General features: G+C 66.1%; 15 protein-coding genes and 1 pseudogene. 8 read left to right on the plus strand and 8 right to left on the minus strand.

The genetic code is table 11. The annotated features are described in order from the left end of the window. Positions 1–1,118 precede the first annotated feature (1,118 nt). Positions 1,119–1,415 carry an SCO4402 family protein gene (locus DT019_RS36545; protein WP_147267399.1) on the plus strand — a complete coding sequence of 99 codons (297 nt, stop codon included), beginning with the start codon at positions 1,119–1,121 and terminating at the stop codon, positions 1,413–1,415. A 408-nt stretch (positions 1,416–1,823) separates the two neighbouring features. After that, complete coding sequence (locus tag DT019_RS36550; protein WP_114041312.1) at positions 1,824–2,054, plus strand: STAS domain-containing protein; 231 nt, start codon at positions 1,824–1,826, stop codon at positions 2,052–2,054. A 371-nt stretch (positions 2,055–2,425) separates the two neighbouring features. Here the strand turns inward: DT019_RS36550 and DT019_RS36555 are convergent, their stop codons facing one another. Next, complete coding sequence (locus tag DT019_RS36555) at positions 2,426–3,151, minus strand: TetR/AcrR family transcriptional regulator (protein ID WP_114041313.1); 726 nt, start codon at positions 3,149–3,151, stop codon at positions 2,426–2,428. A 95-nt stretch (positions 3,152–3,246) separates the two neighbouring features. Here DT019_RS36555 and DT019_RS36560 point away from each other — a divergent pair, with 95 nt between their 5' ends. Further along, complete coding sequence (locus DT019_RS36560; RefSeq protein WP_114041314.1) at positions 3,247–4,371, plus strand: FAD-dependent oxidoreductase; 1,125 nt, start codon at positions 3,247–3,249, stop codon at positions 4,369–4,371. Positions 4,372–4,747: 376 nt separating this feature from the next. On the opposite strand, the gene DT019_RS36565 is transcribed toward DT019_RS36560, so the two are convergent. After that, entirely contained in the window at positions 4,748–5,782 is a 1,035-nt protein-coding gene (locus tag DT019_RS36565) for an IS630 family transposase (protein WP_317617849.1), read from the minus strand. Positions 5,783–6,027: 245 nt separating this feature from the next. Between DT019_RS36565 and DT019_RS40570 the strand changes: the two genes are divergently transcribed. Next, complete coding sequence (locus DT019_RS40570; RefSeq protein WP_223279945.1) at positions 6,028–6,480, plus strand: S1 RNA-binding domain-containing protein; 453 nt, start codon at positions 6,028–6,030, stop codon at positions 6,478–6,480. A 51-nt stretch (positions 6,481–6,531) separates the two neighbouring features. Continuing rightward, positions 6,532–6,852 (plus strand): S1 RNA-binding domain-containing protein, encoded by a 321-nt coding sequence (locus tag DT019_RS40575; RefSeq protein WP_223279946.1) that lies wholly within the window; start codon positions 6,532–6,534, stop codon positions 6,850–6,852. A 65-nt stretch (positions 6,853–6,917) separates the two neighbouring features. On the opposite strand, the gene DT019_RS39240 is transcribed toward DT019_RS40575, so the two are convergent. After that, positions 6,918–7,580 (minus strand): hypothetical protein, encoded by a 663-nt coding sequence (locus DT019_RS39240; protein WP_147267400.1) that lies wholly within the window; start codon positions 7,578–7,580, stop codon positions 6,918–6,920. Positions 7,581–7,687: 107 nt separating this feature from the next. After that, positions 7,688–8,458 (minus strand): transposase, encoded by a 771-nt coding sequence (locus DT019_RS36580; RefSeq protein ID WP_114041317.1) that lies wholly within the window; start codon positions 8,456–8,458, stop codon positions 7,688–7,690. A gap of 125 nt (positions 8,459–8,583) precedes the next feature. Between DT019_RS36580 and DT019_RS36585 the strand changes: the two genes are divergently transcribed. The 3 genes from DT019_RS36585 (at position 8,584) to DT019_RS36590 (ending at position 9,851) form a co-directional block, all read left to right on the plus strand. Then, positions 8,584–8,991, plus strand: a complete 408-nt coding sequence (locus tag DT019_RS36585; protein WP_147267401.1) for a hypothetical protein — start codon at positions 8,584–8,586, stop codon at positions 8,989–8,991. 369 nt (positions 8,992–9,360) lie between these two features. Continuing rightward, the gene (locus tag DT019_RS39990; protein WP_189390263.1) at positions 9,361–9,522 is read left to right on the plus strand and encodes a hypothetical protein; all 162 of its coding nucleotides are present in this window, start codon (positions 9,361–9,363) and stop codon (positions 9,520–9,522) included. Next, positions 9,522–9,851, plus strand: a complete 330-nt coding sequence (locus tag DT019_RS36590) for a hypothetical protein (RefSeq protein WP_114041319.1) — start codon at positions 9,522–9,524, stop codon at positions 9,849–9,851. Before DT019_RS39990 ends, DT019_RS36590 begins: the two co-directional genes overlap by 1 nt. A 549-nt stretch (positions 9,852–10,400) precedes the next feature. Here the strand turns inward: DT019_RS36590 and DT019_RS41170 are convergent. From DT019_RS41170 to DT019_RS36610, 4 genes and pseudogenes are all read right to left on the minus strand, one after another. After that, positions 10,401–10,511, minus strand: coding sequence for an RICIN domain-containing protein (locus DT019_RS41170; RefSeq protein WP_189390265.1), 111 nt, complete (start codon positions 10,509–10,511; stop codon positions 10,401–10,403). Positions 10,512–10,517: 6 nt separating this feature from the next. After that, complete coding sequence (locus tag DT019_RS36600) at positions 10,518–10,913, minus strand: RICIN domain-containing protein (RefSeq protein WP_114041321.1); 396 nt, start codon at positions 10,911–10,913, stop codon at positions 10,518–10,520. A gap of 163 nt (positions 10,914–11,076) precedes the next feature. After that, positions 11,077–12,645 (minus strand): ISL3 family transposase, encoded by a 1,569-nt coding sequence (locus tag DT019_RS36605; RefSeq protein ID WP_223279947.1) that lies wholly within the window; start codon positions 12,643–12,645, stop codon positions 11,077–11,079. 95 nt (positions 12,646–12,740) lie between these two features. Next, a pseudogene (locus DT019_RS36610) lies at positions 12,741–13,205 on the minus strand (MerR family transcriptional regulator); the annotation flags it as partial. Positions 13,206–13,226 lie beyond the last annotated feature (21 nt).

Below are 13,226 nucleotides of genomic sequence, written 5' to 3' on the forward strand. Positions count from 1 at the left end.
CGTACCACGGCTGGATGGCGGTTCCAGACGGTCACGCTTGACGTCATCTGGCGGCAGGGCGACTTCGGCCCACCTGCGCAGTAGAGCGATCGCCCCACCGCTGATTACATCGGACTCATTCGTCTAGCTGTCGGCCTCGGCCGTGACCTCTTCGCCGGGCGGCAGTCCAGCCACGGCGTGGCGGTGGTTCCCACGCAGCCACCGCCCGGGTCGACCGAGTCCGTGCGCACCCGCAGCGGGCGCCGGCGCGTGAGAACGACGAGGCGTGGTTCACCACCATGCATCCCCCGGCTCCGCGGCTGTGGCGTTGGTGTATAGGGAGTGTGCTAGCGCCTGGTCGGTGTGCTCCGTTTCCCGGTCGTGCCGCAGTCGCCGACGTGTACGGCGTCCGGACGGGCGGCTGCCTCGCCGCGTTCCTCGGCGGCAATCCACGGTCGGTCTGCTCCAGCCGATGGAGCTGGGGTGGGTCAGCGGCGGCGTACCGCGATGATCCAGGCGGGCACGGATGGTCGGGTACTGGATCCACAGGATGATCACCGTCGCCATGAGTAGGAGGTAGGCGAGAGCGCCGAAGGCGAGCGCGGTGTTTCTCCACCGGGATGCCGACCAGGGCTCAGGACCCGGGGCCGGAGCAGCCGGGGGCTGGATAGGGCCGTTGGCGGGAGCGGTGGGCCTCTCAGGGCAAGGGGAGTTGGTGGGCACGGTCATCCTTCGGGACAGGGCGTGCGCAAGCACACCGAGGGACAGAGAGCCTTATGCGTCGCGCGGTTGGCGTCACAGGGGCCGGGCTTGGACAAACGCGTTTGTCGAAGCGGGGCCACAGAGTGAGGGGTGCTGGGGCTAGCCGCGCAAGAAGAGCCGAGAAGCAGGCCCGGAGTGAGCATGGCCGATGCGCCGGTCCCCGTCGGTGGCTGCGACCTGGGACTTTCCGCGCGAGTGCGTTTCACTGGCGGTTGGCAGGCCTTGAACGGCCGTCCGCGGCGATGTGCGGGCTGCGACGGCTGGGTCGAGCATCGGCTTGGCCGCCGCACGATCCGCGAGACGGCCGATCGAGGGGTCCATCAAGGAGGGAATGCGCATTGGCACATTCCGCTCACGGGGTGGCTCACGTGGAAGGGATGGAACAGGCCGTGAATCGTGCTCAGGTGACGTTGCCGCAGATGCGAGTCGAGGCCATCTCGGCCCTCCGGGCACTGTCGGACCCCGAATACCAACAGCAGGTATGGATCGACCGGACTTATTCGAAGGCGAACTTCTACGACGACTTCACCCTCAATGTGAACCTTCTCTACGACGACACCACCGTGCTTGCCGGCCCTGAAGCCGCCCTCGGCTACACGCTGGCATCGCAGGCAGAGGTGACGGCGATGGAGGCACGCATCCGATGCAGCGCGGCCGACCGTGTCCAGCGCTGAGTCCAGAGCGGTGGCCCGAGTTCATGGCCTCCAGGTCCTGGCCCAGGGTCGTGGCGTCCGCCCGGCACGCTCTGGCCGCACTGACTGAGTAGGAGCGTGTTCGCTCGGCCCGCCCGCCCGCCCGCCCGCCCGGCGCGGCCCGCCCGGCGCGGCGCACCTGGTGGGGGGTCCGTGGACGTGACCGGAGCGGCCTGGACTTGGTGTGTGGAGAGTGTCAGGCTCGGAGGGCAACCAGCCTGGTCTGGTGGGGGCTCCGCGCTGCTGGGTGGTCACGAGGTGGCCGGTGGAGGGTGCGGGTGGTCTCGCTTGGCTGTACGCGGTTTCGTGCCGTGTGCTTGGCGGTCTTCTCTGTCTGCGCGGTGGAGAACGGACCGTGATTGGCCCCTACCACCGAAGGGCGGTGCAGCCATGCCCTCCACTTTTGACGTGGCCGTCGCAGAACATCCCTGTCGGGCGGTCGTCGCGGTATCGGGTGAACTGGACCTCGATACCTGCCCCTACGTCATCGAAGCAACAGGCGCCCTCTCCCTTCACGGTCAGACTCTGATCATGGATTTGTCCGCGGTCACGTTCATGGACTCGGTCGGTCTCAACCTGCTGCTGCGGCTGCGCCAACGGGCCGAGGAGGAGGGCGTCTAGGGACCGCATCTTCGTGAGCACTGGTTCCTGCGGCGATGGGGTTTTCCGCGCTTGATGAGCACTGCCCTTGGGTGCCGATCATGAGCACAAGGTCCAAGCGGGCTGCTTCCGGCGGTCGCTCTGCTTATCGTCTGCTGCCTCCCTGCCTCCCTGCCTCCCTGCCTCCCTGCCTCCCTGCCTTCCGCCGGCAGGGCAGCGAGGGTGCGCGCGGGTGATGCGTTATGAGGTACCCATTGGTGTTACTGGGGCAGGTGGTGCACAAGGCAGCACACTACGCTGGCACAGAACCACGAGCCGACTGATCACCGGCCAACAAGACACCGGCAGGAAAGTCGGAACGGTTCAGCATGCCGCATGCCGCGAGCCACAGGTCAACCGGACGCGGGCCGTAGGTTGTTCATGAGCAGGCCGAGGGTGAACTCGAAGCGGTCGTGTCCGGTGCCGGAGGTCAGCTCGGCGGCGTAGCGTCGGGTCTGCGGGAACTTCTCGGCGGGCAGCGCGGTGAAGCGGTCCAACAACTCCTCGCGGCTGAGCACCCATTCGTGATCCTGGTGCTGGCGCCGTTGCTGGACCAGCGACTGCTCCAGTGCATAGGCGCTGGCGTAGAGGGACAGCGCGTCGCGGGCCCATCCGGCAGTCCTGGGTTCGATGCCGCCCGCGAGCAGGATCGCCAGGATTCCTTCGCCGACCCGCAGCGTTTCCAGGTTGGTCGGCGCCATAGCCAGCGCGGCGCGCGAGACTCCAGGGTACTTCAGGTACAGGTCACGGATCTGTGTGTACACGCCGCGCAGCTGCTCGCGCCAGGCAGCCGGGTCCGGTTCGGGGAGCACGACCTCGGCGTAGAGCCTGCCGATCAGCAGATCGTCGATGTCGTCCTTGTTGACGATATGCGCGTACAGCGACGACGGACCGGTGCCGAGCACGGCGGCGACCCGGCGGATGGTTAGCGCGTCATACCCCTCGGTGGCCACGACTTCGAGGGCGGCGTCGGTGATCCGTTCGACGGTGATCGGCTTCTTGCGCGGTGCCGACGTGGAGAGCTGCGCGGCGGGTTGGGCGTGGCGAGCTGCGCGGCGTTGGCGGGGATCGGCGGGCATACCGACCACTATAGCTTGACACGATCTAAGTTCGCTGCCTAGAACTTAGCTCGTCATGACGAACTAAGTTCGCACCGATGTCTCGGAGGTCTGTGATGCGAGTTTCCGTTGTCGGAGCCGGTCTGGGAGGTCTGGCTCTCGCGCAGGGCCTGCGTGGTGCCGGCATCGAGGCCGACGTGTTCGAGCGCGACCCGGAGATCGCCGCACGGTTCCAGGGCTACCGGCTCGTGCTGGACCCGACCGGTTTCCAGGCGGTGCGCGACTGCCTGCCGACGGGCTGGCACCCGCTGCTGGACGAGATCGTCATGCACGCCTCCGCCGAGCAGCTGATCCTGGACCCGCAACTGAACGAGATCGGCAGGCTCGGCGCGGGCCGGACCGGTGTCGTGGTCGACCGGCAGGTGCTGCGACACCTGTTGCTGACCGACCTCACCGTGCACACCGATGCCGCGCTGACCGGCTACGGCGTGCTGGCCGACGACAAGGTCCAAGCCCGGTTCGCCCGCCGCGCCCCGGCCACCGCCGACCTGCTCGTCGGCGCGGACGGCGTCACCTCCGCGGTCCGCGGGGTGTTGTCGCCGCAGACCACCCCGACCGACACCGGCGTCCGGTTCGTCATCGGCCGCACCCCGCTGGCCGACGAGTTCGTCAACCTGTCCAAAGCCTACGGCTCGAAGATCACAGGCGACGGCGTCAGCCTGCTGCTCGGCGCGATGCGCTTCCGTACCCCGCCCAAGCAGGCCGCCGAGCAACTGGCCCCCTACGTCACGCTCCCCGACATCGGCGACTACGTACGCTGGGCCATGATCCTGCCGCCGGACGGCTCTCTGGGGGACCTGACCGCACAGGACGCCGTACTGTCCAGGATGGAAGGCTGGCACCCGCAGCTGCGCGCGCTGATTGAGCAAACCGACCCCAACAACAGCACGCTGCTGTCCATCCGAGTGGTCAAGCCCGCTGAGCGCTGGGCGTCCGGCCCGGTCACGCTGCTCGGCGACGCGATCCACGCCACTTCCCCGACCGGCGGCAACGGCGCGAACACCGCGCTGCGCGACGCCGACCTGCTGCGCCGCTGCCTGATCGAGGCCAACGAAGGCCGCCAGGATCTACTCGGCGCGCTCGACGACTACGAGCGACAGATGTTCGAGTACGGCACCGAGGCCGTGCGCAGCAGCCTCGAGAAGCTGCCCGCCTTCGCCCCCGAAGCGAAACTGTCCTGAGGCCGAAAATTCACGGCCCCCCTATGAAGGGGACGCCCAGCCCGAACCGGAAGATGACTAACAGACGGCAAGTGACAACTACTGAATCCTACCGATGCTCATGATCGCGCGGAAATGCTCGAACGATGCTCATGATCACTGGAAGTGCTCACGAAACCGCGGAACCTAGGGGGCGGAAGGCTGGAGCTGCGCGGCATGGGAGACGGGTCATGCGCGTACTGGAACTCTCCGAGTCCCTGCCCCGGTTCACTACCGCTCTCTGCCCCTGACATTTCCGCGGGCACGGTGGTTGCACTGCAGTTGGCGAGCCCTGCCAGGTCGGGCGCTTAGTCACACTGATCTTGTGACTGAGCCCGATAGGTGGCCTTTGAGCACGCTAAGCGGCTTTCCAGAAGTCCTGTCGGTAATGGGCCGGGAACCAGGGGCTCGTCCAGGGGGCGGCGGTGGCCAGGTTTTGATCGGGTGAGCGGCCGCGGAAGAACGCGTGGATCTGCCGTCTGCGTCCGGGCCAGGACACTGCTGTGTCAGCGATGAAGTTCTTCAGTGCGGCCCAGATCCGCTCGGTCGGGTTGTCGTGCGGGCTGTAGCGGGCACCGAACCACAGGTGTGTTCCGGGGTGGGCGGCGAGGAAGTCGCGGACCGTGCGGGCGTGGTGGATCTGGTCGTTGTCGCAGATGACTGCGATGGCCGGGGCATCGGGGTAGGCAGCCAGGAGTTGCTGGAGCAGCAGGAGGAAGTCGGCGGCGCAGCGGTGCCCGAGCCGGTAGAAGAAGGCACCGGTGGTGACCTCCAACGCTCCGTATACGGTGATCTGCCGGTTCTTGCCCGGGGTGGGGACTTCGGGGCGGTAGCCGGGCAGCGTCCAGCGGGCATGGACGTGCGGCAGCAGGTGTACATGCGTTTCGTCGGCCGTGAAGATCTTCGCGCCGTCTGGCAGCACTGCCGCCCGGCGGCGGACGGCAGTGGTGACCGCGTCCCGCGCCGGATCGCCACGGGCGATCAGTTTGGGCCGCCGCCACACGGCCACCTGTCGCAGGCGCCGGTAGAGCGTGCGGTGGCTGATCTGCGGCCGTCCCAGGTATCGGTGCAGCCTGCGGACGGTCCACGGCCACGGCCGGGCAAGGAGTGCGGCGATCCGCGCGGGCAGTCGGCGCCCGCCCAGCCGGGGTCGTCCGCTGCGGGGATGGTCTGCCAGACCCGCCACGCCAGCGGTGTTGAAGCGGCCGATCCAGCGGCGCACCGTGGCCGGGTCGTACTCCATCAGCGCGGCGATCTGTGCTGGTGACAGGCCGTGCAGCGACAGCAGCACCATCACCGCCCGCGCTGCCGGCCGCCATCGGCCACGCAACAGACCGCGTAATCTCTGGCACTCGGTGGCGGACGCATTGGCGTACACGGTGGACGGGCGCACACAGACCACGACCTCGCCGGGTGGGCGAACGTTGCTGACACCTCGATCGAACGCCCGGCGAGGGCCATGTCAAGGCCCCTGCCTCAGAAGGTCTCAACTCCCGTTACACACACAACTTCTGGAAACGCGCTTAGTTGGCCCATGCGCGCGGTAGTTGGCCCGCCGACTGATGTGACTCAGCAGGCTGACTTTCGTGTCAGCACGGAATCTGTCGTCTGCGGCCGGCCCCGACTAGGCTCACTCCCATGTCCGAGCCAACCTCCGACCCTCGCCTGCAGTCCCTGATCAACCAGCTCCGGCGGCCGGGGGTTGTGAGGACGGTGAAGGTCATCGGATTCGACGGAGCGGACGTCCTGGTGCAGCTCGTAGATGCCGAAGGTGGGGCGATCGAGATCGGTCGGATTCCTCGGCAGGAAGCGTCGGCGCGTCGGATCTCGCATCCATCCGAGCTGTTTGAGGTCGGCCAGGAGATCGATGCCGAAGAGATCGGGCGTTGGCGCGAGGGGCAGCTTCACCACTCCGCCAGGGCGTGCGAGATTCCGGCCTTGCGGTCCTTCCTCCTCGCGCTCGAACGCGGGCAGGTCGTCACTGGGACGGTCTCCGAGGTCCACAACTTCGGGGTCTTCGTTCACGTCGACGGCGAACCGGACGGCCTGTGCACCGGCTTCATCCGGGTGCCGGACCTGACGTGGGGTTAGATCAACCACCCCTCCGAGGCAGTCGAAGCCGGCCTGCGGATCACCGCTGAGGTGATCATCGCCGAGATGCGCTCCGGACAGGTCACCCTCTCCTTGAAGGCTCTGCAAGAAGATCCACTCATCCGGTTTGCGGATCAGGCTGGCCGAATCCTCAACGGACCGATCACCAAGATCGTTCCCTTTGGCGTGTTCGTGCAGCTTGCCCCGGACATTGTCGGGTTCCTGCATCTCTCTGAGCTGACTGACGAGCCCGCCGAGACTCCGGATCAGCTTGTCGATGAGGGCCAACTGATCACGGTGAAGGTCGCCGAGGTCGACCTCCAGCGTCACCGGGTACGACTGGGCGCCGCTGGCGGAGCGGACGGAAGCTAGCGAATGGGCATGCTGGTGCCCGATTCGATCTTCTCGATGAGAGCCTCGCCATGCTGACAGAGGAGTCAGCGTAGGGCCGTGTAGTGGTTCAGAGCGTCGGGACGGGAGAGCTGGAACCAGGTGCTCGCCCGGTGCTCCCGCCAGACTTGGCGCACCTCCGGGGGCAGTTCGGCTTCGACGTGCCGCGGCGCGAAGAGCGGCTCGCCGCCGGTGACATAGGCCCAGACGAACGCGGACGCTTCCTGGCGTACTCGGTCGTCCAGGTTGGGGCGAACGGGCCCTGGGACGGGCGGAAGCCGAGTGATGATCTCGTTCCAAGTCTCGGACGACAGGGACCAGCTTCGCAGCACCTCGCGCCGGCGCTGGTAGTTGGTGGAGTCTGTCGCGCGGTCGAGTTCCTCGGCCAGGTCGTGCAGAGCGAGCCAGCGGTCGGTCGTGGCTGTGGAGTTCAGCCATTGGCGGCCGGTCCTGTTGCCCTGGTCGTCGAAGTCCGTGTTGCGCGGCCTCCTTCCCGGCTTCTTCCGCGACTGCTGTGGAGGCTTGACGTTCAGCGGGATCTCGGGGACCTCGCCCGCCTCGGGTCGAGATCGGCGAGACTGCCCAGGCGGATCGAGGTGAAGGCCAGAAGCTCGGGTGTCAGCCGCTCCTCGCCACTGGTGATCGCTTCCGCTCGCGTCGGCGGGGCGACTTCTTCGGAGTTGGCGACAACTTGCTTGCCGAACGATCACCTACCGACAGATACCCTGCTGAATCGGCGACCGTTGTCGTGCTGACCTGTCTAAGGCTTGTCCCGTAAATGATCTTTTACATGCTGGTTGACTTGCCCCTTCCTTGATCACCCGGCCATGGTGAGGTTGTGCAGGCGGGCGATGCCGAGCATGGCGTGGTGGACGCCGTCGCCTTTGAGTCGGCAGTCGCGCAGGATCTTCCAGGTCTTCATGCGGGCGAAGGCGTGCTCGACGCGTGCGCGGACTTTGCGGTGGGAGGTGTTGTGTTCCTCTTTCCAGGCCGGAAGTTCCGTTTGGCCTCTTTCGCGTCTGTGCGGGATGACCAGGCCGGTGCCCCGGTAGCCGCCGTCCGCGATGACCGTGGTCTTGCCGACGGCGGCTTTCACGCCGGAGAGTTCCCATGCCTTGCAGTCGTTGCGGTTGCCGGGCAGTGGACGGCCGACGGCGACGACGAGCCGGGTGTGGGCGTCGATGACGACCTGGTGGTTGGTCGAGTAGCGGTAGTTTTTCGACTGCTCGGCGATGGTGTGGTCGCGGGTGGGGACCAGGGTGCCGTCCACGATCAGCACGGTGTCTTTGCGGAACCGCTTGCGTTGCTGCAGGGCCAGCTCCGGCCCGAGGTGGTTGACGATGCGGTCGGCAGCGGACTTCGACACTCCGAAGAGCGGGGCGAGTTGGCGCAGTGTCAGGTTGGTGCGCCAGTACGCGGCGACCAGCAGGACCCGGTCCTCCAGCGGCAGGCTCCACGGCCGACCCTTGCGAACGGGGTCGGTGCCCCCACGCCGCAACGACGTGATGAGTCTGCCGAACTGACGCGGGCTCAGCCCAGTGAACGGGGTTATCCAGGACGGCTCTGACGCCGTGATCACACCAGCCACGGCAAGATCATCTCACCCGTGACCAGCAGTTACGGGACAAGCCTTAGAGAACCGCACGTCGAGGAGTGCGGCTAGCGACAAGTAGACTGCCGAAAATATTCCTATCGTTCCGAAAGTCGGCCGCCATGGAAATTCTTTCTTCGTCGCAGATGTTCGCACTCGGGCGTTTAGTTCTCGTGGTTTTCGGAATCGCCTGGCTCATTATTGCCTGCGCCCTCGCTTTTTCGAACGCCAGGTCCTACAGGCGCAGTGTCACTGTCCGGGCCCGGTGTATGCGAGTGGAAAAGGTGTCCGCGAAGGAATTCACTCACCTTCTCCGTCGAAAGTCCGTCGGGGGCGAAAGGGCGGAAGTTCTGTTGCGCACCAAAAAAGAAGCGCGGCTCAAAGTGAATGACGAGATCCCAATAACCTACGACCCGAAGAACGCCCACCTCATCTACGTAGGGGAGAATTACCCCCGTTTCACTCATGCGAGGGCGATCGGTCTTTTCCTGGCGATCGCTCTGATCGCGTTTCTGGCGTCTCTGGTTTGACCCGGTCCGGGGGTGAACGCCGCAACGGGTCACCCGAAGAGCTGCGCCAACTGATCCGGGGTGGGGAATTCCGGGGACGATGCGTCGTCCGCCGTCCCCGCAGGGGGCTGCGGCTGACCCCAATAGAGACCGCACGGGCGTGACACGCCGGAGAATCGCAACCCTGGTGGTCTGGACCTTGTTGAGAAGCTTGCTCACATCTCAGAAGCGGTCCTGAAGGAAGGAAAGCCTCTGGGTGTTGCCAACTCCTCGAAGCCGCCCGTGTACACCGTTACTCCGGAGGAGCTGCGATCAATAGCGGCTGACATCCGTAGCAAGCTCGGTAAGCCGACCCGTACCATACCCGTTCGAAAGGAGAGTGCGGACGGGGTGATCGAAGGGACGATCGATATGTGGGAAGTCGAGGGCGGAAAGATCAACTACCGTGACTTCAGCTCAAGCAACGGTGCGGATGATCCGATCATCGACTTCGCCGGGAAGGACCTGCAGGCGGAACTCGGACTGGAGCGCTACCACGGAAAGGCTCATTAATGATGATCGATTCCAGGCAATATCGGGAAGAACTGGACTACTTCGTCGACTATGCCGGGCAAACTACCGTTTACCTTCCGCTGCTCTACGATGCTGCGGAAGGGATTCTGGATTCGAAACCTTCCAGGGAAGAGGTCGAGCGAGTCATATTGCAACTGATCTCAGACGTGATCGACCGTGGAGTGCAAGTCGTGGACCTGGGTGGCTCAGGCGGGGATTTCACCCCCTGGGAATCCTCGAAGTCGGAAACTTTGAGGCGTGTGGCTGAGGAAATGAAGCGCTACGACGACCCCATGGATTTCATCGAGATCTGCTGGTTTAGGGCCTGACGGAGCGAGCTTTGGTTGCACAGCAGGCATGCTGTGCAACCAAAGCGGGACGTCGCCCGCAGTACCGACGAAGAGTGGCTGCCACTGGAAGCACATCGCCCTGCTCGGCGCCACGTTCCAGAGCATCGAAACCCTCACGCGCCGGCTTGCCCGCTTCCGGGCCGGCTGAAGGCCAGCTATCTGCCTGGGTTGGTCACCAGCCGATCCAGGCGGACGCTCTTGTGTTTCTGTGTCTACGGCCTTGGGTGGCGCGATTCCGGCTGCGGGAGCTCAGGCTTGGCCCTGCCAATGGCCGACCGCAGACCGGCCACATGGGGTCAGTGCCCACGACGGGAAGCAAGTAGCTTTTCAGCATGGTCATCCCCTCCATCAGGGCATGAGGCTGGTCCAGTGCGGCAGGACGGGATACCGACAAGGCTCCTTGGCAGATGAGTTGAGACAGGAGATCTCTCGCTCATCCGCCCGGGAGCCTTGTCCGTCATGCGCCCTTCGCCGCCGTTCGATCAGTGGCAGGCTCGAAGAGGCTCAGGGACGACCGCTGTGCGGGCTTCACCCGTGCCAGAGTTGGGTTGCACCCCCATAGCAGTCCCATTGGTTGACGCCCGTGCCGTTGCTGTGACTCCACACGGCGTCCAGGCACTTGCCGCTGTCGACGTTCACGATTTCTTATCCGTTGCCCACCAGCCGTAACGACCACAGCTGGGTTGCGCCGCCGTAGCAGTCCCACTGGTGCACGGCTGTACCGTTGCTGTGACTCCACACGGCGTCCAGGCACTTCCCGCTGTCGGAGTTGACGAGCTCCTGGCCGTTCCAGCTCCACAGCTGGGTTGCGCCGCCGTAGCAGTCCCACTGGTTCACGGCCGTGCCGTTGCTGTGACTCCACACGGCGTCCAGGCACTTGCCGCTGTCGACGTTGACCACGGGGCCGCCGCCCGCCGCAAGGCTGGGGCCGTTGGGCTTGGCTTGGGCGCCGGCCGGGGCGGCAGCTACCAGATCGCCGCCGACGAGGGAGACGACGCTGAGCGTGAGAGCGAGCATGTGCTTGGTGTGATTCCGAGCCATGATGTAGTGCTCCTTCGCTGTATCCACCGATGTGGTGAGGACGGGGCGAACCGTGCTGTCCGTGGATCCGTTGACTGCCCGAAGTGTCGGCGTACGACTTCAGCTGGCTCCGGCAAGATTTCCGTGAAGCTGGCGTGTGCCACCGTGCGCCGGTGACGCTCCGTCACTCGTAGCGGCGTCGGAGGTGAGCCATGAGGACAACTCGGTGGCGGAGAAGGGGGACTCCGGCGCGACCTGCCATGATCCGTTTCTGGAGCTTCAAGTCTGTGATCCGGCCTTCGTTGACGCCGGAGTTGAACGGGGTGGTGATGCCCTGCTCGACCGCCGGTTGGTCCTCGCGGATGGCCTTGGCCAGACTGGCCAAGGGAGCAAGTCGCGACGTGGCGAGCCTTTGCAGCCAGTCCGGCAGCGATGCGGCGTCTTGGCTATCGAGCATGGCGGCGAAGTCCCGGACCAGGTCGTGTGCCGAGTGCAACTCCGGGCAGTGCGCGAGCAGTCGGTCCAGCCGTTCGCTGGTATGCAGGCCGCGTCGCGTCGGCGCGGTGATGATCCAGCGGGCGACGTCCCGAGGTGAGGGCGGCCGCTCACGCGGCATGTCGATCGGCAAGCCGCGACGCAGGGGCGCGACGGCCATCTTGACCCGCTGGTAATGGCCTCGGTAGCCCTTGGTGAGCAGTTCTTGGTGCAGCACCTTCGCGGTGTGCTCGCCCTCCTCCCAGCGTTGCCGCAGGTAGTCGAGGTAGGGATCCAGAGCGGTGGGCTGACGCGGTCGCGACCGGCGGATGCAGTCCTGCCAGGTGGCTGCCTGGGCGTACTTCTTCACTGTGCGCCAGTCCAGGCCCAGTTCACGGGCTGCCGCGTTGATCGAGCGTCCGTCGTCGGTCACCGCGTGCACCGCCTCGAACAGCAGCTTCGCGTGACGGCGGGCCGGCGTGACGGTCGGATCGGACGGTGATGCCGATGTGGCGGGCTCGGGTTCGGGCACCGCGGCCGTCAGGCAGCCGCGGTGCGTGGCGGCGATGTCCGCGACCCGCTTGGAGAGTCCTTGCCAGAGGTGAAAGCGGTCGCTGACCTGGGTGGCGTCGGGTGCACCGGCGCTGATGCCCTGCCGGTACTGAAGCGCGCCGTCGCGGCAGACGATCTCGACGCCGGGATGTTCCCGAAGCCAGGCGGCCAGCTGCTCCGCATCCCGCCCCTCCCAGAGCGTGAGGGGGAGCCGGGTGTCGACATCGACCAGCAGCGTGCCGTAGACCTCGGCGTACAGCGCGAAGTCGTCCACGCCCAGCACACGGGGCGTGGACGCTGGTGGCAGCGGCATGCGCATCAGGTGAAACAGCACGCTGGTGCGGGACAGCGGCACGTTCAAGATCTGCAGCAACCGGGCGCCGCCACGGCCGGCGAGCAACACCGCGGCCGTCTCCACCAGATGCTGCAGCAGTGGAGTGCGGCGCTGGTAGCGCACCGTCAGCTCGTCGACCTGCTCAGCGAACGTCCGACGGCCGCAGTGCGGACTGTCGCAGAACAACCGCCGCACCGACAGCCCGATCGACACCCGGCGGCCGCCGACGGCGAGGTCGGCCAGGGTGCGGACATAGCGGCTGTGCACCCGCACAGAGGCCGCTGCGCAATCCGGGCAGCCCACCGGCAACTCGCGGGTACGGGCGGAAATGCAGACCACACCATTCTTCACCCACACCCGCTCCACCCGCACCGCATCCAGGTGCGGGGACACGATCCGTACGAGGTCATCACACTCGCCGACGGTGCCGCTACGAGTGACGGAGCGTCACCGGCGCACGGTGGCACACGCCAGCTTCACGGAAATCTTGCCGGAGCCACGTTCACGTGTACGCCGACACCGCCGAAGGCGGCGTTGAGGAAATCGCCGATCAGACGTCGGCGTTCGTCCTCGGAGAGTTGGGCCAGCCGGTGCATGAGTTCCGTCTCCTCAGGTGTGGACCCGCGCTCGGCCACCGCCATCAGCACCGCGCGCCGCAGGCGCAGGACGCGGATCTGCACTGCCAGTGCTTCGGCGTGCGTCGCGGCGGCCTCGGGAAGCGAGAGCTCGCGGTCCACGACCTTTCGGATCGTGGGAAGGTCCAGCCCCAGCTCGCGCAGGGTCCGCACGAGGTCCAGGCGTGCGACGGCGTCGATGTTGTAGAGGCGGTAGCCGGCCGGGCTACGGTCCGTTGGCGTCACAATTCCGCGATCGGAGTAGAACCGAATGGTCTTGACCGTGAGACCGGTCCGCCGAGCGAGTTCGCCGATCGAGTAGAGCGTGTCGCCGTCCATGCCCCCACCTTTGTGTCTCCC

The sequence above is a fragment of the Streptomyces sp. SDr-06 genome (assembly GCF_003324565.1).
Lineage (GTDB): Bacteria > Actinomycetota > Actinomycetes > Streptomycetales > Streptomycetaceae > Streptomyces.